We start from the raw sequence: 22454 nt of genomic DNA, 5'->3' as shown, positions 1-22454 counted from the left end.
GTGAGACAGGGGCTAGTGCCCTTGGCTTACAGCTTTTGCATTTTGAGCTGAAGTCTGGCTAAATAGCATGTACGCTTTGAAAAAAGCCTGTCTAACAGAGTAAAAGGCCTGTCTGCCGTGTGTTTAAGAGCCGGGATTTTTAGACAATATCTTATAAAAAGAGTGCAAAATATTAAATATACTTATTTACAATTCACCGTAATAAATATACAATAAATATATACTATATAAATAGTATATCACATTATTTCGGAAGAGGTGAGTAACATACAACTATCAGACAGACAGTTGAAAATAATAGATATAGTCAAGGAAAAAGGGCCTATAACGAGTGAACAGATAGCATCCATGCTTAGTGTTACAAGAGCTACACTAAGACCTGACCTTGCAATATTGACTATGTCTGGAATACTGGATGCGAGACCTAAAGTGGGATATTTTTATGTTGGGATAGATGAAAACAATCTTATTTCAAAGAAGCTTAAGTCGAAAAAAGTTGAAGAGATGATGAGTGTGCCGATAGTCGTGAGTGAAGAGGCTACGGTATACGATACAATAGTCACTATATTTTTAGAAGACACTGGAAGTGTATTTGTGACAAATGATGGATTCCTTTCAGGCGTTGTATCCAGAAAAGACCTTTTGAAAAGCGCTATAGGAGGAATGGACATAAACAAGATACCAGTTGGAATAATAATGACTAGAATGCCTAATATAATAATAGCCAGCCAAAATGACAGCGCTTCAGATGTGGCGAGGAAGATAATAGAGCACGAGGTAGACTCTATACCGGTTGTGGAATATATAAAAAGAGAAGACGGCAAAGAAGGCTACAGAATACTTGGAAAGATTTCGAAGACGAATATAACAAGATTTTTTGTCGAACTTGCCGGAGAATAATATAATCAGGAGGTTGTGCATGAGCCATTTAGCAATATATGTTATATCCGATTCCCTTGGGGAAACTGCTGAGCAGGTGGCAAAGGCGTCAATAAGCCAGTTTGATATGACAGAATATGAAATAAAGAGATACTCTTATGTTTTGGATGAAGAGAATCTAATGGATATATTAAGACTTGCAAAAGATGAAAACTCTATAATACTATACACACTTGTGAATTTGAAATTTGTGGAATGTCTTGTGAAGTTCTGCAGCGAAAACAATATTCCAAATGTCGACCTTTTAAGTGACCTTATAAACTGCATAGCGCTTAGGACAAATACTGCTCCAAGAAGAGAGCCGGGAGCTATAAGGAAGCTTGACGAGCAGTACTTCAAAAGGGTTGAGGCAATAGAATTTGCAGTCAAATATGACGATGGAAAAGACCCTAAGGGCCTTGAAAAGGCGGATCTTGTCCTAATAGGAATATCAAGGACTTCAAAGACACCTCTTAGCATGTACCTTGCAAATAAGAACATAAAGGTTGCGAACATACCTCTTGTTCCAGAGGCCCAGGCTCCAAAAGAACTCTTTGAGGTAAACCCTAGAAAGATAGTGGGACTTACAAATTCTCCCCAGAAGCTTAACCAGATAAGGACAGAAAGGCTTAAGGCGCTCGGTCTTTCGAGCAGCGCAAACTATGCTTCCTACCAGAGGATACTTGAAGAGATAAGCTATGCCGAAGACATAATGAGAAGGATAGGCTGTCCTATAATAAACGTGTCTAACAAGGCAATAGAAGAGACTGCCGGAATAATCCTGGACGTCATGAAGAAAAACGGAATAAAGATATACAAGGACTAAAACTAAAGTGATGTACAGTATAAAAGTCCGTAGTCAAATCTTTATGATTTAAAAATACCCTACAGGGCAGATGTTGAAAAAGTCTGCCCTGTAGGGTATTTTTAATACACCAAAAAGGGTATAGATTACATGAATAGTTGTTTGGGTAATACAATACTAAAATAATATTAAGGCGGTGGTATATTGAACAGTTCAAATGGAATAGATGGAAAAGCCATAAATGCTATAAGATTTTTGTCGGTTGACGCTGTTGAAAAGGCAAGTTCAGGGCACCCGGGCCTTCCCATGGGAGCGGCTGCAATGGCATATGAGCTTTGGAAGGATTTTTTGAAGTTTACGCCTCAGGAGCCTAAGTGGATTGACAGGGACAGGTTCGTGCTTTCGGCAGGGCACGGCTCAATGCTTCTCTATTCTCTTCTCCATCTTTTCGGGTATGATGTTGGGATGGATGATATAAAAAACTTCAGGCAACTTGAAAGCATAACTCCCGGCCATCCCGAGTACGGACATACACCAGGCGTTGAGACTACCACGGGACCTCTCGGTCAGGGATTTGCAAATGCCGTGGGGATGGCCATAGCTGAAAGGAAGCTTGCGGCGAGGTTCAACACTGAAGGATTTAGCATTATAGACCACAACACATATGTTATTGCAGGCGATGGAGACCTCATGGAAGGGATAAGCTCAGAAGCAGCATCGATTGCGGGACACTTGGGTCTTGGAAAGCTAATATGCCTTTATGACGACAACGGCATAACAATAGATGGAAGCACTAGAAATTCATTTACTGAAGATGTCAAAATGAGGTTTTGTGCATATGGCTGGCATGTTATGGATGTTGACGACGGAAACGACATCGAAAAGATAAGGGGAGCAATAGAAGAGGCAAAGTATGAAAAAAGCAGGCCGTCTCTTATAGCTGTAAATAACATAATAGGTTATGGAAGCCCCAACAAGGCTGGAAAGGCGATTGCTCACGGCTCGCCTCTTGGAGAAGATGAAGCTGCATTGGCGAAGAAAAACCTTGGATGGTACGAAGACAGGCAGTTTTACATTCCCGATGAGGTATATTCACATGCAAAGGACATAGTCAATTTGAAAAAATCGGCCAAGGAAAAGTGGGATGACACTATGGAAAGGTACAAGGTGGAGCATCCTGAGAAGCACAGGGAGCTTGCCGACTGGCATGAAAACGTACTCGAAGTCGAAAAGCTTATTTCAGGTGGAAGGCTTATGGAGCTTAAACGAGATGAGGCTTCAAGGGAAACCGGCGGCAAGGTGCTCAACATATTGAAAGAGCAGTTTGAAAACATAATAGGAGGATCTGCGGATCTCAACGCATCAACAAAGACCACACTTGAGGGATTTGGGATATTTTCGGCTGAAAATCCGAAAGGGGATAACGTATATTTTGGAATAAGGGAGCATGCCATGGGAGGTATTCTTAATGGGATAGCGCTTCACGGGGGATACAGGGTTTTCGGATCTACATTTTTAGTATTTTCAGATTATATGAGGCCGTCCATAAGACTTGCGGCCCTTATGGGGATACCTGTTGTATTTGTATTCACACATGACAGCATAGGTGTTGGAGAGGACGGTCCTACCCATCAGCCTGTGGAGCACATAATGTCACTGAGGGGAATACCGAATCTGAATGTATACAGGCCTATGGATTCTGTTGAAACGGTGTATGCCTGGGCGGATGCAATTTGCAGAAATGATGGGCCGAGCGCACTCATACTGTCAAGGCAAAAGCTTAAATATATGGGATTGTCACATGAAAACGCCCTAAAGGGAGCATATGTAATAAGAAGAGAAAAGGGGGAAGGTCCAGACGCAGTACTTATGGGAAGCGGTTCTGAGGTTGCGGTGCTTGTCGAAGCAGCGAACGAGCTTGAAAAAGAAGGAATAGACTGCAGGGTTATAAGCTTTTTGAGCTTTGAAAAATTTGAACAGCAGCTAGAGGAGTACAAGGAAGAAGTACTTGCATATGGAACAGGGGTCAGGGTTTCACTTGAAGCCGGAATTACGCTGGGCTGGGAAAAATATGTCGGCAGGGGCGGAAAGGCCATAGGCGTTGACAGGTTCGGAGCTTCAGCTCCGGGAGGAGAGCTTATGAATGAATATGGGATATGCACAAGACCTGTCATAGAGGCTGTAAGGGAGATGATTCATAAATAGCAGCCATAGATATAATTTATAAAAGGCATATGAGCAGTCAAATGACTGCTCATATGCCTTTTGATATGGCCCTACTGTATTACAAGCTTTCTATTTGTAAGCTTTTCAAACACATCCGCAGCGTAAAGGGCCCTGTTTATTTCGACATTCGGCTTTTTGGGGGCGATCAGATTTATTACGGCTTTTTCGTTGTCGAATTCACATGTAACATCCTCTATGAAATTGTCCATGCATGTGTCAAAGCTTTCTGAAAGCCTTAAAAGAAGGCTTATTTTAATTATTGAATCCGCATCATCCTTTGAAAGTATCTGGCTGTATTCTTTCCAATCGAGCTTGAGTTTTTTATGCCTGTGAAGAGATGCTGCAAATGCGCTCATTACTATTTCCCTGTGGGTCAGCCCGTTTATACCCGAGTTTAAAATCATATAGAAGGAGTGGCTGTTATGGTCGTAATAACTTATGTTTATGCCGCTGTCATGAAGCATTGCAGCGGTTTTGAGTACATTTTCGGCGCTCTTGGGGATTTTCAAGAGGTCTCCGAGTTGAGAGTACATTGAACTTGATAGTTTTAGAACCTGATACGCATGCTGTTTGTCCACTTTGAATTTTGCCATTATGTTTTCTATTGAAAAATCAAGCACGTTTTCTATAGGCCTATGATTTTTTTCTATGAAATCGTATATGAGTCCTTCTCTTATACCGCTGCCGCTGACTATCACATTTTTGATGCTGCAGTATTCGAGAAGATGCCATACTGCCGCGCATGCGCCAAAGAATATGTCAGTTCTGTCCTTTGAAAGACCCTTTATTTTGGTTCTTTTTTCAGCAGGTTTTTCTTTTACTATACTGTATATATTATGGACATTTTGGGAATGTATTTTATAGTTGTGAGCAAGGTTTAAGGGATACTGCCTGAATTTTTTATCTATTTTTCCTATTGTCCTTATTGTTCCGCCGACTCCTATTAGAGGCAGGTCTTTAAGTTTTTTAAGCCAGGGCACATTGTCAAACTGTGCAAATAGGAATTCCTTGAGCTTTTGCGCATTTTCATAGGATACGCTGCCGGATACATCAAATTTTTTTGCCAGATCAATTGAACCGAATGGAAGGCTTATGCTATTTTTTACCATATGGTCTTCGAAATGTACAAGCTCAGTGCTTCCGCCGCCTATGTCCATTATCAGACCCTTCTTCTCGTTCATACTGTGAATCACGCCGTAATATGCAAAAATGGCCTCCTTCGAGCCTTGAAGCACATCGACATCTATGCCTGTATTTTTTCGTACTGTGTCTACGAATTCTTGTTGGTTTGGAGCCTTTCTTACCGCGGCTGTGGCAACGCATATTATCCTGTCTGCTCTTACGGCTTCACATATTGTCTTGAACGTTTGAAGTGTATACAGCGCTTTTTGAACTCTTTCAGGTTTTAATACGCTGTTTTTGTCGGTGTCTCCAAGCCTGACTGTCTCTTTGAACTCGTTTATTATGCTGAAATAACCCTCGTTGTCCACATCTACAATTACAAGTCTTACAGAGTTTGAACCTATGTCTATTATTCCAAGTCTATTCATTAGATCTACTCCAATCTTAGATTAAAATTATGTATAATTGTATTTTACCTGTTTGAAGAATAGATTAAACAGATTAAGCCATATACAACGGCATTTTTGTACTAAAAGCTCGTTAAAGATGGAGTGTTTGGGGTATTGATATATAGATACGCTAGTATAATTACTCTTAAGCAACATGTTTAGAAAAGGGGAGTTCCGACAATGCAAAAAACTAAATTAGCTGCGGCAATAGATATAGGTTCAAACAGGATAAGGATGGTGATAGCTCAAATTGACAGTGAAGGCAGAATCAGTATTCTTGAGGAACTCAGGCAGAGCACTAATATAGGAAAGGACACTTTTACATATGGTAAAATCAGTCCACAGGTTATACATGAAACCTGTGACATTCTAAAAAAATTTGTAATGAAAATGCAGGAGTACAGGGTTGAAAATGTCAGAGCAGTTGCCACAAGCGGCATAAGAGAGGCTGAAAACAAATCGTTTGTGCTTGAGCAGATAAGGATGAAGACGGGGTTTGAGGTTGAAGTCATCAATAACGCCGAGGAGAGATTTTTGACAGCGAAGGCAATAAAGTATTATATGCCTGAAAGCCATCAGGATGCCAGAAAAAAGGTTCTACTTGTAAACATAGGTTCGGGAGGGCTCGAGGTTTCATCTTTTGTAGACAAAAAGCTCAAAGGCACGTATTACCTTAAGCTTGGCTCACTAAGGCTTAAGGAAATACTGTCGGATATTGAAAATATAACCCTTCACTTTCCCAGCATAATGGAAGAATTTATAGAGGCAAAGATGCTTCCTGTCAAAAATCACATAGAATCACTCGACATAGATGGATTCATAGCACTTGGAAGCGGAGTCAACACAATACTCGGGCTTTCAGACACCAAAAAGGTCGGAGAGAGAAACGAGATAATCCAAAAGTCAGAGATAGATCGTATATATGGAGAGATATTCTCCAAGACCGCTATTCAAATTTCAAAAAAACACGACATAGTCCACAGTGAGGCCCAGGTGCTGCTGCCCTCTGTGATGATATTCAAAAAGCTACTGGACATGACCAGCGCCAAGTTCATGTATGCCCCATGGGTATCGCTAAGGCACGGCATTCTGGTAGATACCATGGACAAGTCGTACAAATACGGCATAAACAAGAGTCTCGATGAGGATATAATAAGCTCAACCAGGTATATAGGAGAGAAATACAATTACGAAAAAGTGCATTCAGAGTATGTGGAAAGGCTTGCACTTTCAATATTCGACCAGACAAAAAAGCTCCATAAGCTCAAAAAAAACCATAGAAAGTACCTCCAGGTTGCATCGATACTTCATGACGTTGGTAAGATAATGTCATATGAAAATCACAATATGAACTCGTACAATATAATAAAGGCTCAAAACATAATAGGTTTTTCAAACAGAGAAGTGGAGATAATAGCTAACATAGCAAGGTATCACGGAGAAGAGGAGCCAAAGCCATACCACGATACATTTGAAAGGCTTGGTTTTGCAGACCAGATAGTTGTTGCAAAGCTTTCTGCGATTTTAAAGCTTGCAGACGCACTTGACAAGAGCCACGCCCAGAAAGTGGAAGAGCTTAAGATTTCGGGCAGGGATGAAGAGTTAGTGTTCAAGATAAAATCAAAAAAGGACACATTCCTTGAAAAGTGGACATTCATACAAAAGACAAGACTTTTTGAAGAGGTAATGGGGACGAGGATAATAATAAAAGCAAAATAACAATAATAAAGTCAAAAGGGTGATATTTTTTGAAAGATGACAATTACAGCAGATATATAAGCAGGGAGCTCAGCTGGCTTGAATTCAACAAGAGAGTTCTTCAGGAGGCCCAGGACAGAAAGAATCCTCTTATTGAAAGGATAAAATTTCTTTCAATAACAAGTTCCAATCTGGACGAGTTTTTCATGGTAAGGGTCGCATCGATTTGGGACCAGGTAAATGTAGGATTTAAAAAGCCTGATATTGCCGGTCTTACACCTATGGAGCAAATAAACAAAATAAGCGCAAAGGTAAAGAAGCTTTTACATGCCCAGCAGAACTGTCTTTTAAGGTCCGTAGTGCCGACTCTCAAAAAAAACAGCATAGAATTTTTGGAATATGAATATTTAAGTCAGCAGGAAAGGATGTTCATAGAGAGGTACTACAGGGAAACCATATATCCGGTGCTTACTCCAATGGTTGTAGACCAGAGCAGGCCGTTCCCGCTCCTTCTGAACAAGAGCCTCAATATGGCGGTGCTTCTTGAAGACGAAAAGAAGGGGAGCTTATTTGGGACTGTCCAGGTTCCGTCAGTTCTGCCAAGGTGCATAGAGCTGCCGGATGGGGAGTGTAAAAGGTATATAATGCTTGAAGAAGTGATAAAAAATCACATGCAGTATCTTTTTGAAGGGCACAACATAATACACATGGGATGCTATAGGATAACCAGAAATGGAGACCTCAGCGTGGACGAGGAAGGCGCGGAAGACCTTTTGGAGGCGATAGAGGAGTCGCTGAAACAGAGAAAATGGGGACACGTTGTAAGGCTCGAATATGAAAAGGGTCTAAGCCCGGTGCTTATGGACAGGCTCAAGGAAGAAATGGAAATACCTCAGGAGGGGATTTTTGAAATAAACGGGCCAATAGACCTTACATTCATGATGAAGTTTTCAAGCCAGCTGGGCAGGGAGGATCTTGAATTCCCGCCATTCAAGCCTCAAAGCCTCAAAATATTCTCTGAATACGACGATATATTCGAGGTGATATCTAAAAAGGATGTGCTTTTAAACCATCCGTTTGAATCATTTCAGCCGGTAGTGGAGCTAGTGCAAAAGGCGGCGGACGATCCTAATGTCCTTGCAATAAAACAAACTCTGTACAGGGTTAGCGGAAACTCGCCTATAATACACGCTCTTGCAAGAGCGGCTGAAAATGGAAAGCAGGTTACTGTACTTTTGGAGATAAAGGCTAGGTTTGACGAGGAGAACAACATAAACTGGGCAAAAAAACTTGAACAGTCGGGATGCCACGTAATATACGGCCTTGTGGGGCTCAAGACGCACTGCAAGCTACTTATAGTCGTAAGAAGGGAAGAGGACGGCATAAAAAGGTATGTCCACATGGGGACTGGAAACTATAATGACGTTACTGCAAGGTTTTACACGGACATGGGTATGCTTACGGCAAATCCATATTTCGGGGAGGATGCGTCGACGCTTTTCAACATGCTTTCGGGAAGCTCCCAAAACCCTGATTTTTACAAGGTTGAGGTCGCACCAGGAATGGACAGGGCGTTTTTGAAGCTCATAAACCAGGAGAGTGAAAATGCCAAAGAGGGAAAAGAAGCAAGGATAATAGCGAAGATGAATTCACTTGTAGACAAGCGGATAATAGACGGCCTTTACGAGGCTTCGCAGGCAGGTGTTAAAATAGATCTCATAGTGAGGGGAATATGCTGCCTGAGGCCCGGGGTCAAGTGTCTTAGTGAAAACATAAGAGTCATAAGCATAGTTGGAAGATTCTTAGAGCACACGAGGGCGTTCTATTTTTATAACGACGGAGATGAGCGTATATATCTTTCGAGTGCAGACTGGATGCCCAGGAATCTAAACAGGAGGGTTGAGCTGCTGTTTCCTATTGAAAGCCATGAAAACAGGCAAAAGGTTAAGCAGATGCTGAGCATATCTTTGGGTGACACATTGAAGGCGAGGATAATGAAGAGTGATGGGACATATAAGAAGGTTGACAGAAGGGGCAAAGGAGCACTCAGCAGCCAGGAAAAGCTGTATGAGATAGCGATGGAGGAAAATGAAATTCCACAGGTGCTGGATATGAAAAGCGGCCTTACTCCGATATTGAAGTATTAACTGATAAGATTAAATTATAAAATAGGCCGCTACTTCAGTAGCGGCCCATTTTAATTTTCTGAACTATATGCTGTGTATTGTCTGTGTATCTGTTTAATGCTATAATTAATTAAAGTGGTATAATTTGACTATATATACTATCAGGGAGGAATTTGAGTGTCATACAATAAAGGAATACAAGACGACCATACGGATGAACTTTTTAAAGCTATATTGAAGCTTGAAGATATAGAGGAATGCTACATGTTTTTTGAAGACATATGCACAATAAAGGAGATCAAATCAATAGCACAAAGGCTCCAAGTGGCCAAGCTTTTAAAGATCAACAAGACATACAGTGAAATAGAGGAAAAGACTGGCGCGAGCACGGCTACAATAAGCAGGATAAGCAGATTTTTAAACTATGGCGCGGGAGGATACAAGCTAATACTTGAAAGACTCGGATACGAAGAAAGTGAAAAATAATATTCTTTAAAACAGGCCCATAGGGGCTTTTTTTATTATTGTGAGTTTGAAATATAATAAAATTAATATGGAAAAATATACTATGCGCATATGCGTATTTTTTTTTGTAAAAAAGGGTATAAATGTTGACAGTGAAGAGCGTAGGTAGTAAAATGAGAAAATAGTATACAATAATTTATCGTAGTAAAGCGCTAAATCGATAAAGCGGAGCGAGGGGATTGAATTGAATACAATTTTTTACAAGGTGCCCACGGGAACGAGCGATGAGTTTTATGAGTTCTTCCAAGGCAAAGAGAGCATAGTTAAAAACTTCAAGAAAATATTCAAGTCGTATGCATACAAGCAAATATCGACGCCGGTGTTTGAATACTACGATTTTTTTGTTCAAAGCCCGGGAACCATCAAAAAAGATGAGTTGTTCAAGCTTGTGGATATAAATGGAGATGTGCTGGTGCTAAGGCCCGACCTTACAATACCAATAGCAAGAATGGCAGTGGAAAACAGGAAAAAATTCAAGGACTACCTGAAGCTTTCGTATGTCTCAAAGGTGTTTAGAATAGACAATAGGGAATCGGAAAAGAAGAAGGAGTTCACCCAGGCGGGTGTTGAGTATTTTGGGAACCAGAGTCCGGATGCAGACGCGGAGGTCATAAACATAGCCATAAAGACGCTCTTGAGCAGCGGGGCCGAAAAGATACAAATAGACATAGGGCAGTCAAGCTTTTACAAGGGTCTTATTGACGAGGTTGATCTTTCGGAGGAAGAAAAGGACAGACTGAGGGAGATAATAGAAAACAAGAATTTCGTGGAGCTTGAAAAGTTCCTTATATTCAACAATATAGACGCGGCTGCAAAAGAGGCCATAGTAAAGATACCTGAGCTTTACGGAAATACAGAAAAGGTCATAAGCGAAGCGAAGCAGATATGCCTCAACAGGGACATGGAGGAGGCAATTGAAAACCTCGAAAAGGTATATCACATACTCCTTGACTACGGATATGAGAATTATATATCGCTCGACCTTGGTCTTATAAACCATCTGGACTACTATACCGGGGTCATATTCAAGGGATACATGGCAAATCACGGAAGGATAGTGCTAAGCGGTGGAAGATATGACAAGCTCACTGAAAAATACGGAGAGTATATACCGGCTACCGGGTTTGGAATAAATGTGGACGAGTTCATACTCGGACTCAAAAAGACAGGTATAAAGACATACAAGGAGCACAGCACAGACTACCTCATAGTATATTCCCATGTCAACAGAAAGGACGTAATACAAATATCGGACAGGCTCAGAAATGATGGATTTGTGGTTGAGACCGACTCGTTCAAGGGATACGAGCACCACCTTGGATATGCCAGGGAAAACGGCATAAGAAAATTTGTAATATGCGAGGCGGACAAGGTGTTTGTAGAGGACATGGAAAGCTTAGAAAAGAAAGAGATGGATATAGAAAGCTTCAGAAGTAGTTTGTCGCAATAAGAGTATCAGTGAGGAGTGTATGGGAAAATGGATTATATAAATGTGGCTCTTGGTAAGGGCAGGCTTGCGGAAAAGGGATATGAGATATTCAAGAAAATAGGGTATGACTGCAGCGAATTTGAGAAAAAGTCGAGAAAGCTGATATTTGAAAACAGCGAAAAGAAAATAAGGTTTATACTTGTAAAGGCCCAGGATGTGCCGGTATACGTTGAAAGAGGGGCTGCAGACCTTGGGATAGTGGGAAAGGACACCATAATGGAAGAGGGCAGGGACCTCTACGAGATAGCGGACCTTGGCTTTGGCAGATGCAAGTTTGCTGTCGCGGCCATGAAGGGTTTCAAACTCGAAAATGTGAGGGGTCAGCTGAAAGTGGCCAGCAAGTATCCGAATGTAGCCACAAAATACTTTCTGGAGAACGGAAGGCAGATAGATACAATAAAGCTCAATGGATCTGTGGAGCTTGCTCCCATAGTGGGACTTTCTGATGTCATAGTGGACATAGTTGAAACTGGAGGCACGCTGAAGGAAAATGGCCTTGAGGTAATACAGGATATGTATCCTGTGAGCGCAAGGCTTGTGGCCAACAAGGTGAGCTTTAAGACTAAAAATGGAAAGATAAGGGGAATTGTTGAAAAGATAAAAGAAGCCGTTAAGGAGGATAATGCAGATGATTAAGATACTTGATGCCACTGGTGAAGGCTCCACTGAAATATTAAAGGATATACTCGATAGGGGAGACAAGGAGAGCAGTGATATAACAAAGAGCGTTATGGAAATATTGGCGGGAGTAGAAAAGGATGGGGACACAGCGCTTAAAGAGTTCACAAAAAAATTTGACGGAGTTGAAATAGACGACTTTTTGGTGTCACAGGATGAGATAGAGGCTGCGTACCTTCAGTGCGATGAAGATTTTATAAAGGCCATGAAAAGGGCGAAGGACAACATTTGGGACTACCACCAAAAGCAGCTTAAAGAGTCGTGGATAACAAACAAAAGTAGCGGAATAATACTCGGGCAGCTCTACAATCCTATGGAAAAGGTGGGCATATACGTTCCGGGCGGAACGGCGGCATATCCGTCTTCGGTTCTTATGAATGCCATTCCCGCAAAGGTTGCAGGCGTAGGAAAGATAATAATGGTGACCCCTCCATTAAAGGACGGGACTGTAAACAAGAACATACTTGCAGCGGCAAGGATAGCAGGGGTCGACAAGGTCTACAAGGTAGGCGGGGCGCAGGCGGTTGCGGCGCTTGCAAACGGAACCCAGACTATAGGAAAGGTCGACAAGATAGTGGGGCCGGGGAACATATACGTTGCGGCGGCTAAGAGGCTTGTGTTTGGAAAGGTTGACATAGACATGATAGCCGGACCGAGCGAAGTTCTAATAGTCGCAGACGAGACGGCGAATCCGAGATATGTTGCGGCAGACCTTTTATCTCAGGCTGAACACGACGTGCTAGCATCTTCGATATTAGTGACGACTTCGCCTGAAATAGCAAAAGAGGTTGCAAAGGAAGTCGAGATTCAGACTAAGACCTTAAGCAGAAGGGAAATAATAGAAAAATCACTAAGTGACTACGGTGCCATAGTAGTGGTTAAAAGCCTTGACGATGCGATGAAATTTGCAAATGAAATAGCTCCAGAGCACCTTGAAATGGCCGTTAAAGATCCATTTTCAACAATAGGCAAGATCAAAAATGCGGGCGCCATATTTCTTGGGGAGTACTCGCCGGAGCCGCTGGGAGACTATTTTGCAGGGCCGAACCACACTCTTCCTACAAGCGGTACGGCAAGATTTTTCTCGCCTCTTGGGGTGGATGATTTCGTCAAAAAGTCTAGCCTTGTGTATTACGACAGGAAAAACCTTGAGCAGGTAAAGGATGACATAATAAAGATAGCCCAAAAGGAAGGGCTTGACGCACACGCAAATTCAGTAGAGGTGAGATTCGAATAAGGGGGTAGCGAATTGATTGAAAATCTTGTGAAGGAGACCATAAGGGATTTAAAGCCCTATGTTCCAAACGACTACGAGTACAAATATAAAATGGATGCAAACGAGAGTCCTTTCAACGTATCTGATGAAATGCTCCAGAAGATAGTGGAGAAGATAAAGGGGCTTGAGTACAACATATATCCGGATTCCGACTCTGTAGCGCTTAGAAAGAAAATAGCGCCATATGTAGGTCTTTCATACGAGAACATAATGGTGGGAAGCGGGTCGGACGAGCTCATACAGGTAATATTCAACACATTCGTCGACAAGGATGACGTGGTGTTTTCGCACAGCCCGACTTTTGTGATGTATTCAATAAACTCTACCATAGCCCAGGCAAAATATCTGGAGTACCAAACCGACGAGGATTTCAACCTAGACATGGACAGCTTCATACGCCAGGCCAAAGGCAGCGGTGCAAAGCTGGTGTTCCTTTGCAACCCCAACAACCCTACGGGCAATAAGATCCAAAGATCAGACCTGGTAAAGGCCATAGAAGGGCTTGAGGCAATAGTGGTTGTGGACGAGGCATATATAGAGTTTGGAGGGGAAAGTGTGATAGACCTTGTAGGCAGGCATGAAAACCTCATAGTGCTGAGGACTTTTTCGAAGGCCTTCGGATTTGCAGGGATAAGGGCGGGATACCTTGCGGCGTCGGGGCTTGTAATGGAAAACCTTGAAAAGGTAAAGCCGCCGTACAACCTCAACATAGCAAGCCAGGCAATAGCTGAAATAGCGGTTGAAAATATGTGCATTATGAACCAGAACGTTGCAAGGATAACAAATGAGAGAAACAGGATTTATGAAGTCCTGAAGGACATTGAACGGATAAAGGTATATCAGTCACACACCAATTTCATAGTGATACGTGTGGAAAATTCTCAGGATGTGTTTGAAAAGCTTCTCAAAAAGGGAATAATGGTAAGAAGTTTTTCGGGAGGAAGAATGGAAAATCGCATTAGGATAACGGTGGGCAATAAGGAGCAAAACGATGCCATTATCGCGGCTCTCGAGGAGATTTTGAAAGGAGAATAGCAATGGGCAGGACTTGCAAAAAAAGCAGAACTACTGCTGAAACCAGCATAGAACTCAGCATAGACATAGATGGAAGTGGAAAATCAAGAGCAGTGACAGGAATAGGCTTTTTCGAGCACATGCTCACGCTGTTTTCGAAACACGGGATATTCGACATGCAGCTTGAAGTAGAAGGGGATTTGCACGTGGACTTTCACCATACTGTGGAGGACGTGGCTATAGTGCTTGGAAGTGCGTTCAAAGAGGCACTCGGGGAAAAGAAGGGAATAAACAGATACGGACTTGCATACACGCCAATGGACGAGGCGCTTACGAGAGTATCATTGGACATCGGGGGAAGGCCATACCTTTCATTTGAGTACGATTTTGAAAGGGACAAGGTTGGAGAGTTTGACACGGAGCTTGTGGAAGAGTTTCTTAGAGGGTTTTCAAACAGCCTTGGAGCCAACATACACGTGGATGTAATAAGAGGAAGAAACACTCACCACATAATAGAGTCCATATTCAAAGGGCTTGGAAGGGCCATGTCACAGGCTGCGAGCATTAACGAGAGAATAACCGGAGTAATGTCCACTAAAGGGGTGATATAGTTGATAGCCATAGTAGATTACGGAGTGGGAAACTTAAGCAGCATAGACAATGCCCTTAAAAAGCTGGGTTTTGAGTCGGTAATTACAGCCGATCCAAATGAGATTGAAAGAGCACAGGGCGTCATACTTCCAGGAGTCGGGGCTTTCAAGGATGCCATGGAGAGCCTCCGCCAGATGGAACTTGACAAATTCATCATAGAACTTGCAGACAAAGGGAAGCCTATTTTGGGAATATGCCTTGGAATGCAGGTCCTTTATGAAAAGAGCTATGAGGATGGAGAGTGGGAAGGACTTGGAATATTGAAGGGGGATGTTGTAAAGTTTGAATCGGACACCCTCAAAATACCACACATGGGCTGGAACAGTCTAATAATAAACAAGCAGGACGGCATAGTGAAATACATAAGAGAGGGTGAATATGTATATTTCGTTCACTCATATTATGCAAGTCCCGGCGAAGACCATGTTGTGGCATACTGCGACTACGGGGTTGAATTTCCGGCCATGGTTGCAAAAGGCAACGTTTACGGGATACAGTTCCACCCTGAAAAGAGCGGGAAGACGGGCCTTAACATACTAAAAGCTTTCGGGGAGATGATAAAATGATTCTATATCCGGCAATAGACATAAAAGACGGAAAATGCGTAAGACTGAAGCAGGGTAAATTTGACGACATAACGACATATTACGAGAATCCTTTCGAGGCGGCGACTCTTTGGAAAGAAGGCGGAGCCGACTACATACATATAGTCGACCTGGACGGGGCTCTTGAAGGTGTATCAAAGAACATAGACGTGATAGGCAAGATAGCCTCAAAAATTGACGTGCCGGTTCAGGTAGGCGGAGGAATAAGAAGTGTAGAGGCTGCAAAGGCCCTTCTGGAGAGCGGAGTTTCAAGGTTCATAGTGGGAACTATAGCCATAAAGGACAGGGAGCTTCTAAAGAATATGGTGGAGCAGTTTGGAGACAAGGTGGTAGTCGGGATAGACGCCAAGGATGGAAAGGTCGCAATAGATGGCTGGGAAAACGTGAGCTCCAAGGATTCGCTTGAGCTTGCAAAAGAGCTCCAGGAAATGGGAGTAAATACAATAGTCTATACGGACATTTCAAAAGACGGCATGATGAGCGGCCCTAATTTTGAAGTGTATGAGATGCTTAAAAAAGAGCTCAGCCTACAGGTGATAGCCTCTGGTGGAGTAAGCAGCATAGATGATTTGAAAAAGCTAAATGACATTGGTGTCGATGGCGCCATAATAGGAAAGGCTCTGTACAATGGAGCCATAGATTTTAAAGAAGCAAAAAAAATTGTCGAGGTGATGGGATAATGCTTACAAAGAGAATAGTTCCATGCCTTGATGTAAGAGGCGGGAAGGTGGTAAAGGGAACAAAGTTCAAGGACATAAAAGAGGTCGACGATCCGGTTGTGCTTGCGAAGTTTTACAATGACAACGGAGCGGATGAGCTTGTGTTTTACGATATAACGGCGTCACACGAAGGCAGAAAGCTCATGCTTGACGTGGTGAGGCGAACCGCAAACGAGGTATTCATACCGTTTAGCGTGGGCGGAGGGGTAAATAGCGTGGATGACTTCAAGCAGATACTAAGGGCGGGAGCCGACAAGATATCAATAAACTCTTCTGCTGTCAAAAATCCAAGGCTTATAACCGATGCAGCCCTTAAGTTTGGAGCCCAGTGCGTGGTGCTTTCAATAGACGCAAAGAAAGTGGACTCCACCGGAAAATGGAATGTGTTCATAAACGGCGGAAGGATAGACACTGGAATGGATGCCATTGAATGGGCCAAAAGAGGCGTGGAGCTTGGGGCCGGGGAGATAGTCCTAAACAGCATAGACGCCGACGGAGTCAAGCAGGGATACGATATAGAGCTTACAAGGACCGTCTCAAGTCTTGTAAGCGTTCCCGTCATAGCCTCTGGCGGAGCAGGGAAAAAAGAGGATTTCTATGAGGTGCTCACTGAGGGAATGGCCGATGCGGCTCTTGCGGCTTCTGTGTTCCACTTCAAGGAGATAGAGATTCCAAATCTCAAGCAGTACCTTTATGAAAAAGACATACCGGTTAGAAGGGAGTGGTAGGAGTGAGCAGCAAAGGCAGCGCAAAGGATGTAGCTTATGAAATGGATAAAATAATAGATGAAATAAAATTCGACGAAAAGGGTCTGGTTCCGGCCATAGTACAGGACTGTAAAAGTGGCGAAGTGCTAATGCTTGCATACATGAACAGGGAGTCTTTTAAAAAGACCGTGGACACTGGGCAGACTTGGTTTTACAGCAGAAGCCGTCAGGAGCTTTGGAACAAGGGCGCGACTTCTGGGAATGTGCAAAGTGTGAAGGACATGTACTATGACTGCGATGCGGATTCGATTCTTGTGAAGGTGGAGCCCAAAGGGCCTGCCTGCCATACGGGAGAGAACTCATGCTTTTTCAACCAGGTAGTAAAAAGCGGCGAAATCGATGAGAAATTCGAAAATGAAAAAGATGTGCTAAAAGACCTTTATGTACTTATACAGGACAGGAAGGAAAATCCTGTTGAGGGCTCATATACAAACTACCTGTTTGAAAAGGGCATAGACAAGATACTCAAGAAGGTCGGGGAAGAGGCCGCCGAGGTCATAATAGGAGCAAAAAACCTCGACAGGGCGGAGATAACGTACGAGGTGTCGGACCTTGTGTACCACATTCTGGTTCTTCTTGTTGAGACAGGGGTTTCAATAGAGGACATAAAGTCAGAACTTGCCAAGAGGCATAAGAAATAGACTAACTTGAATTCAGTTGGACTAAAAGGCTAAGTATGTGAAAATTAGTGTTTATTAGAGAGAAAATTCGTGAGTGTACAATTTATAACGGGGAAAGACTTTAGGGTCTTTCCTTTTTTGTTTTCGGAATGGGAATACGTGGCTGAAACGTAAATATTAGGATGTGCGGTATGAATGTGTACAAATTTTTAAAATGGATATATAACTAAATGAATGTTTCAAACTTGAGAATGATAGGGACCGGGTGTATAATTTAACGAATTGGGCGGAATTCCCCATCCTTTAAGCTACCTTGAGCATGTTCAGGGCAATGCTTGAATACAAGGCAAGTTGGTATGGCCGAGAGCTTATAATCGCTCCGTCGAATTATGCCAGTTCCCAACTATGCTCTGCTTGCGGAAACAAGTCAAGCCAAACAAAAGACCTCTCATGCAGGGTGTATGTCTGCCCTGAATGCGGTCTGGAAATAGACAGGGACTATAATGCAAGTCTAAACTTGCTAAAGTTGGCTATGTAAATACAAGATATATAGCCAATCGGGGCAGGAGCTGTCCTTAGAGCTTGGGTAAACTTGGAGCGGTAGCTCTATTGACCAAGAAGTTCCCACTTCTAAAGTGGGGGTAGTTCACAGGAGCACCAGAACAAGGGGTGGGGAAAAGAACTTTTCAAAAAAACTGTAAACGGGCTTGTTGAAATGGGCATGAAAAGTATGCTTATATGGGCCCTGGAAGACAACAAGTCATGCGGATTTTACGAAAATATGGGTGGAAAAAAGGTGAAAAAGAAAGTAATTGAAATAGGGGGCAAAGATTTGAATGAAGTGGGTTACGGATGGGAGGATTTAAAAGAAATTGAGTGGTTAGCGGACAACCATCTGTAGAAATAAATCCAATCAAGTATGAAAGCGGGTGGAGCAGTGACTAAAAGGACTAAAACATATTTAATGAAACTGTCTGTACCGCTAATAATAATCATAATTTATTATCTGGCACCGCCTGTAAGGCAGCTGCTTCATGAGGCATTTGGAATTTTTTCAAGACTTGACGTAGACTATGTAAAGGAATAAATACTCTCATTTGGAGTATGGGCCCCTATAACGTCTTTTTTGCTCATGATATTTCAGTCCGTAGCGGCTCCGCTTCCGGCGTTTTTGGTCACATTTGCAAATGCGGCTATATTCGGATGGTTCTGGGGTGCGCTTCTTTCTTGGTCGTCTGCTATGGCTGGAGCGGTAATATGCTTTTTCATAGCGAAGGTTTACGGGCGTGAGGTGGTTGAAAAGTTTACAGGAATGTATGCTCTTGAAAATGTAGATGAATTTTTCGACAGGTACGGAAGCTATGCAGTACTTATTGCAAGATTGCTCCCATTCATGTCTTTTGACATTGTAAGCTATGCAGCAGGACTTATGTCAATGTCATTTTGGACTTTCGTGTGGGCGACGGGACTGGGCCAGATGCCTGCAACAATAATATATTCGTATATAGGTGGGATGCTTACAGGTAGTGCAAAAATAGTTGGACGTGCTATTGCACAAGAAGAAAAGCATATCATTGTAAAATAACAAAATGATAATACAGTGAACCTAAAAGGAAAAGGTCTAATAGGGTCTTTTCCTTTTACTGTGCGATAGTTTAAATTTAAATAGTTAACTTGGATTTCATAAAATAACTGCAGTCGAATTCGAATCAATATTCCCGGTTGAGACAATTAAAGGTAAGGCATATAATGGAAAGTGAAGGTGACGAAAAGGAATGAGGAGAGTGGGTTTTAAAGAAAACTGCTTGTATTGAAAGGATGATTATAAACTCTATGGGCTATGTAAATTCATTTGAACCGGCTGTGGATGAAAACTCCAAGATTCTTATTTTGGGATCAATGCCAGGCGTGGAGTCGCTTAGGCAGTATCAGTATTATGCCCACAGGAGAAATGCATTCTGGAAGATAATGTTTGAACTTCTTGAAGAAGAATATACTGAGGACTATGAGTTGAGGCTCAATATGGCGCTGAAAAACAGCATAGCCCTTTGGGACGTAATAAGGGTTTGCCAGAGGGAAGGCAGCTTGGATTCAAATATAAAAGATGAAGAGGCTAATGATTTTAATGTATTTTTTAACAAATATCAGGGGATAAGGCATGTATTTTTCAATGGGAAGAAGGCCTATGACATATTCGGTAAAAAAGTCGGTTTTGACTTTGAGGGAATCAGATTTACAAGACTTGGCTCTACAAGCCCTGCACATGCAGTTAAATTTGAAAAGAAGATGAATGACTGGGCTCAAATTGCACGGGCTTTAAATGAATAACAAACAGGAGAAATTATAAAAATAATATGAGGGGGAATTAAAATGTTTATTATACTGCTGAAATACATAAAGCCAATTGAAGAAGTTGAAAAGGAGCTGGCTGCACACATAGAATATCTTGAAAAATACTATTCAGCTCAAAAATTCATATGCTCTGGAAGAAGAAATCCAAGAATTGGCGGAGTGATTCTTTGTAATGCATACAGTGTTGAAGAAGTGGAAGCGATAATAGCTGAAGATCCATTTTACATAAATGAAATTGCGGAATATGAGATCATAGAGTTTTTACCTACAAAATGCGCAGAAGGATTTGAGCGCTTCATAGGGCAATAGAGTTTACGGGTCAATAGTTATGTGCGGTAGTTACGGCCTGGGAAAGGAGAAAAAAATATGAGTGATAATATAAAAATAGCCATAAGAAAATTGAAACCTGGAGATTTGGACAGCTATTTGTACTGGAACCATCCTTCAAGGGAATTCCACAAATATAATGGGCCCTATTATGAAAAGAAAAGTGTCCAGGAGATTGAAGAGATTGTAAGCGGCTGGAGGATACGTATGATTGAAGGCGAAGAGGACGTGCTTAAAAATAAAAAGATGATAGTGGATGCCATAAGCAACGAGCTAATAGGGCAGGTGAACTGGTACTGGAAATCCAAAGAAACCAACTGGATGGAAGTGGGAATTGTAATATTCAATGAAAACTACTGGGGAAAGGGTATTGGATTTGATGTCCTGAGAATGTGGATTAATCAAATATTCAGTGAAAGAGCCGAGTTTGTAAGAATAGGACTTACTACCTGGTCGGGAAATGAACGCATGATGAGGCTTTCTGAAAAGCTGGGAATGAAAAAAGAGGCTGTGTACAGAAAGGCCCGAATAGTAAATGGCAAATACTATGATTCCGTAAGCTACGGCATATTAAGGGAAGAATGGGATACTATAAACAGAGATTAATAAATTATCTGTAAGCGATATTTTGCATGAGCAGTTTACTAGTCGAATATGAAAAAGCTCCATAAGGGTGGAGCTTAAAAAGAAGATGATTTTATGCGAAGTGGCAAACGGGATTGAAGATAGGCCGGAGCTTGTGAGGCTGTCTGCAAAATTTATTTAGCAATTGAAAGTTTGGGTGACAAAAAATAAATTGGAATAATTGGAAAGAGAGATAAAAAAAACACTTGAAACAGTTGAAAAATCTGAGGGCTGGAGTTTTAAATGGAAAAATATTTTTCTATAGAAGAGACGGCGAAGATAAACAATGTATCTATTCAGGCGTTAAGGCTTTATGACAGGATGGGTCTTTTAAAACCCGCCGATGTTGATCCAAAGAGCAACTACAGGTATTACACTATGGACCAGTTCATGTATATTGACTTGATAAAATATTCAAGGCAAATAGGAGCGCCCCTTAAGGAACTGGGAAAAGTGCTTGAGGAAAATGACATTGAAACACTTCTATCTTTTATAAAAAAGCAGCACGAAGTTGTTGAAAAAGAGATTGGAAGACTCCAAAAGATAAGCAGGGCTGTAGAGAGCATAGAGGGGAAGATAGAATATGCCCTTGGAATTGAAAATGTAGGCGATATATATTTTAGAGGAATTGAAAAGAGAAATATAATAGATATTGAACTTGGCAAAAAAGATGAAAAAAGCGATGTGGAGATAAAGCTGAGAAGTTTGGACAAGATACTTGAAGAAAATAAAATAATGTTTGAAGGGGAGTCGGGACACAGTATAAATGAGTTGATTAGAATACTTAAAACAGGAATGCCGGAGTTCATAGTGCAAATATCACCTGCTGTCAGCATATTTGCATTCAATCAGGTAATAATAAAAAGGATAGGGGAAATGGGAATAGCGGGCTTTAGCATAATAGGATATATAAGCACTGTGCTTTTGGCTCTGTTCATGGGAATATCTCATGGGATACAACCTCTTTTGAGTTATAATTATGGAAAGAGAGATTTTGAAAAGGCGGATAAAGTTTTTGAAATGGGTATGAAATCCAATTTTGCCGCTTCACTTATAATATATTTGGTGATCCTTTTGGGGGGAGATAATATAATAGCCATATTTGGGGGGGACAAATCACTTGTTAAATTCACATATGATGCAATTGTGATTTATGCATTTTCATTTGTAATTGCCTCAATAAACATAGTGACTGTGACATACTATCAGTCCACGGAAAATTCAAAAATGGCAAATATAATATCTGCAAGCAGGGGAATTGTATTCACACTATTTTTCCTGACAGTTATGCCTCTTTTCATTGGAGACATTGGAATATGGGTTTCAATAATACTCAGCGAGGCAAGCACTCTGACTTTAATAGCCTGCCTGAGGTGCAGAAAGACTCTTCAAAATGATATGAAATATGGAAGCGGGGACAATATGAAAGAGTTTATTTCATAAACAGGCTATATATGGAACCT

General features: G+C 41.7%; 23 protein-coding genes and 1 pseudogene. 23 read left to right on the top strand and 1 reads right to left on the bottom strand.

What is annotated here, in order from left to right:
- Window positions 1-258 precede the first annotated feature (258 nt).
- From BUQ87_RS02635 to tkt, 3 genes are all read left to right on the top strand, one after another.
- Window positions 259-900, top strand: a complete 642-nt coding sequence (locus tag BUQ87_RS02635) for a transcriptional regulator CcpN (protein WP_038265021.1) — start codon at window positions 259-261, stop codon at window positions 898-900.
- Between the two features lie 19 nt (window positions 901-919).
- Window positions 920-1744 (top strand): pyruvate, water dikinase regulatory protein, encoded by an 825-nt coding sequence (locus tag BUQ87_RS02630; RefSeq protein WP_038265023.1) that lies wholly within the window; start codon window positions 920-922, stop codon window positions 1742-1744.
- Between the two features lie 183 nt (window positions 1745-1927).
- Window positions 1928-3928: a transketolase gene (gene tkt, locus BUQ87_RS02625; RefSeq protein ID WP_038265025.1), complete on the top strand. Its 2001-nt coding sequence runs from the start codon at window positions 1928-1930 to the stop codon at window positions 3926-3928.
- A 71-nt stretch (window positions 3929-3999) separates the two neighbouring features.
- On the opposite strand, the gene ppx is transcribed toward tkt, so the two are convergent.
- Window positions 4000-5499 carry an exopolyphosphatase gene (ppx, locus tag BUQ87_RS02620; protein WP_038265027.1) on the bottom strand — a complete coding sequence of 500 codons (1500 nt, stop codon included), beginning with the start codon at window positions 5497-5499 and terminating at the stop codon, window positions 4000-4002.
- A gap of 201 nt (window positions 5500-5700) precedes the next feature.
- Here ppx and BUQ87_RS02615 point away from each other — a divergent pair, with 201 nt between their 5' ends.
- The 20 genes and pseudogenes from BUQ87_RS02615 to BUQ87_RS02525 all read left to right on the top strand — a co-directional run bounded on the left by BUQ87_RS02615 (window position 5701) and on the right by BUQ87_RS02525 (window position 22434).
- Window positions 5701-7239 (top strand): Ppx/GppA phosphatase family protein, encoded by a 1539-nt coding sequence (locus BUQ87_RS02615; RefSeq protein WP_038265030.1) that lies wholly within the window; start codon window positions 5701-5703, stop codon window positions 7237-7239.
- Between the two features lie 29 nt (window positions 7240-7268).
- The gene (locus BUQ87_RS02610; RefSeq protein WP_038265033.1) at window positions 7269-9365 is read left to right on the top strand and encodes an RNA degradosome polyphosphate kinase; all 2097 of its coding nucleotides are present in this window, start codon (window positions 7269-7271) and stop codon (window positions 9363-9365) included.
- Between the two features lie 156 nt (window positions 9366-9521).
- On the top strand, window positions 9522-9830 hold the full coding sequence (locus BUQ87_RS02605) for a YerC/YecD family TrpR-related protein (protein WP_038265036.1): 309 nt from the start codon (window positions 9522-9524) through the stop codon (window positions 9828-9830).
- 223 nt (window positions 9831-10053) lie between these two features.
- Window positions 10054-11319: an ATP phosphoribosyltransferase regulatory subunit gene (gene hisZ, locus BUQ87_RS02600; protein WP_038265039.1), complete on the top strand. Its 1266-nt coding sequence runs from the start codon at window positions 10054-10056 to the stop codon at window positions 11317-11319.
- Window positions 11320-11346: 27 nt separating this feature from the next.
- Complete coding sequence (gene hisG, locus BUQ87_RS02595) at window positions 11347-11994, top strand: ATP phosphoribosyltransferase (RefSeq protein ID WP_038265040.1); 648 nt, start codon at window positions 11347-11349, stop codon at window positions 11992-11994.
- Window positions 11987-13273, top strand: a complete 1287-nt coding sequence (gene hisD / locus BUQ87_RS02590; RefSeq protein ID WP_038265043.1) for a histidinol dehydrogenase — start codon at window positions 11987-11989, stop codon at window positions 13271-13273. Before hisG ends, hisD begins: the two co-directional genes overlap by 8 nt.
- A 12-nt stretch (window positions 13274-13285) precedes the next feature.
- Window positions 13286-14347 carry a histidinol-phosphate transaminase gene (gene hisC / locus BUQ87_RS02585; protein ID WP_038265044.1) on the top strand — a complete coding sequence of 354 codons (1062 nt, stop codon included), beginning with the start codon at window positions 13286-13288 and terminating at the stop codon, window positions 14345-14347.
- Window positions 14348-14349: 2 nt separating this feature from the next.
- Window positions 14350-14937, top strand: coding sequence for an imidazoleglycerol-phosphate dehydratase HisB (gene hisB / locus BUQ87_RS02580; protein WP_038265052.1), 588 nt, complete (start codon window positions 14350-14352; stop codon window positions 14935-14937).
- Entirely contained in the window at window positions 14938-15543 is a 606-nt protein-coding gene (gene hisH / locus BUQ87_RS02575) for an imidazole glycerol phosphate synthase subunit HisH (protein ID WP_038265053.1), read from the top strand.
- Window positions 15540-16262, top strand: coding sequence for a 1-(5-phosphoribosyl)-5-[(5-phosphoribosylamino)methylideneamino]imidazole-4-carboxamide isomerase (hisA, locus tag BUQ87_RS02570; RefSeq protein ID WP_038265055.1), 723 nt, complete (start codon window positions 15540-15542; stop codon window positions 16260-16262). Before hisH ends, hisA begins: the two co-directional genes overlap by 4 nt.
- Window positions 16262-17029, top strand: coding sequence for an imidazole glycerol phosphate synthase subunit HisF (gene hisF / locus BUQ87_RS02565; protein WP_038265060.1), 768 nt, complete (start codon window positions 16262-16264; stop codon window positions 17027-17029). Before hisA ends, hisF begins: the two co-directional genes overlap by 1 nt.
- A gap of 2 nt (window positions 17030-17031) precedes the next feature.
- Window positions 17032-17709, top strand: a complete 678-nt coding sequence (hisIE, locus tag BUQ87_RS02560; protein WP_330391196.1) for a bifunctional phosphoribosyl-AMP cyclohydrolase/phosphoribosyl-ATP diphosphatase HisIE — start codon at window positions 17032-17034, stop codon at window positions 17707-17709.
- A gap of 298 nt (window positions 17710-18007) precedes the next feature.
- A complete protein-coding gene (locus BUQ87_RS02555; RefSeq protein ID WP_038265063.1) occupies window positions 18008-18226 on the top strand; it encodes a zinc ribbon domain-containing protein in 219 nt (72 codons plus the stop codon).
- A gap of 123 nt (window positions 18227-18349) precedes the next feature.
- Window positions 18350-18589: pseudogene (locus tag BUQ87_RS02550) on the top strand (GNAT family N-acetyltransferase); the annotation flags it as partial.
- 18 nt (window positions 18590-18607) lie between these two features.
- Window positions 18608-18775 (top strand): hypothetical protein, encoded by a 168-nt coding sequence (locus BUQ87_RS15470; RefSeq protein ID WP_207647165.1) that lies wholly within the window; start codon window positions 18608-18610, stop codon window positions 18773-18775.
- A 45-nt stretch (window positions 18776-18820) separates the two neighbouring features.
- The gene (locus tag BUQ87_RS02545; protein ID WP_052636128.1) at window positions 18821-19273 is read left to right on the top strand and encodes a TVP38/TMEM64 family protein; all 453 of its coding nucleotides are present in this window, start codon (window positions 18821-18823) and stop codon (window positions 19271-19273) included.
- A gap of 248 nt (window positions 19274-19521) precedes the next feature.
- On the top strand, window positions 19522-20016 hold the full coding sequence (locus BUQ87_RS02540; RefSeq protein ID WP_038265522.1) for a DNA-deoxyinosine glycosylase: 495 nt from the start codon (window positions 19522-19524) through the stop codon (window positions 20014-20016).
- 42 nt (window positions 20017-20058) lie between these two features.
- Window positions 20059-20349, top strand: a complete 291-nt coding sequence (locus BUQ87_RS02535; RefSeq protein ID WP_038265066.1) for a YciI family protein — start codon at window positions 20059-20061, stop codon at window positions 20347-20349.
- Between the two features lie 57 nt (window positions 20350-20406).
- On the top strand, window positions 20407-20973 hold the full coding sequence (locus tag BUQ87_RS02530) for a GNAT family N-acetyltransferase (RefSeq protein ID WP_038265069.1): 567 nt from the start codon (window positions 20407-20409) through the stop codon (window positions 20971-20973).
- A 261-nt stretch (window positions 20974-21234) separates the two neighbouring features.
- The gene (locus BUQ87_RS02525) at window positions 21235-22434 is read left to right on the top strand and encodes an MATE family efflux transporter (RefSeq protein WP_038265072.1); all 1200 of its coding nucleotides are present in this window, start codon (window positions 21235-21237) and stop codon (window positions 22432-22434) included.
- Window positions 22435-22454: the final 20 nt, after the last annotated feature.

Origin of the sequence: Peptoclostridium litorale DSM 5388 (genome assembly GCF_900141635.1) — a bacterium.
In the GTDB taxonomy this organism is placed as follows: Bacteria; Bacillota; Clostridia; order Peptostreptococcales; family Peptostreptococcaceae; genus Peptoclostridium; species Peptoclostridium litorale.
Note: the sequence above shows the minus strand (reverse complement) of the source record. Positions and strands in the feature narration are given on the sequence as shown.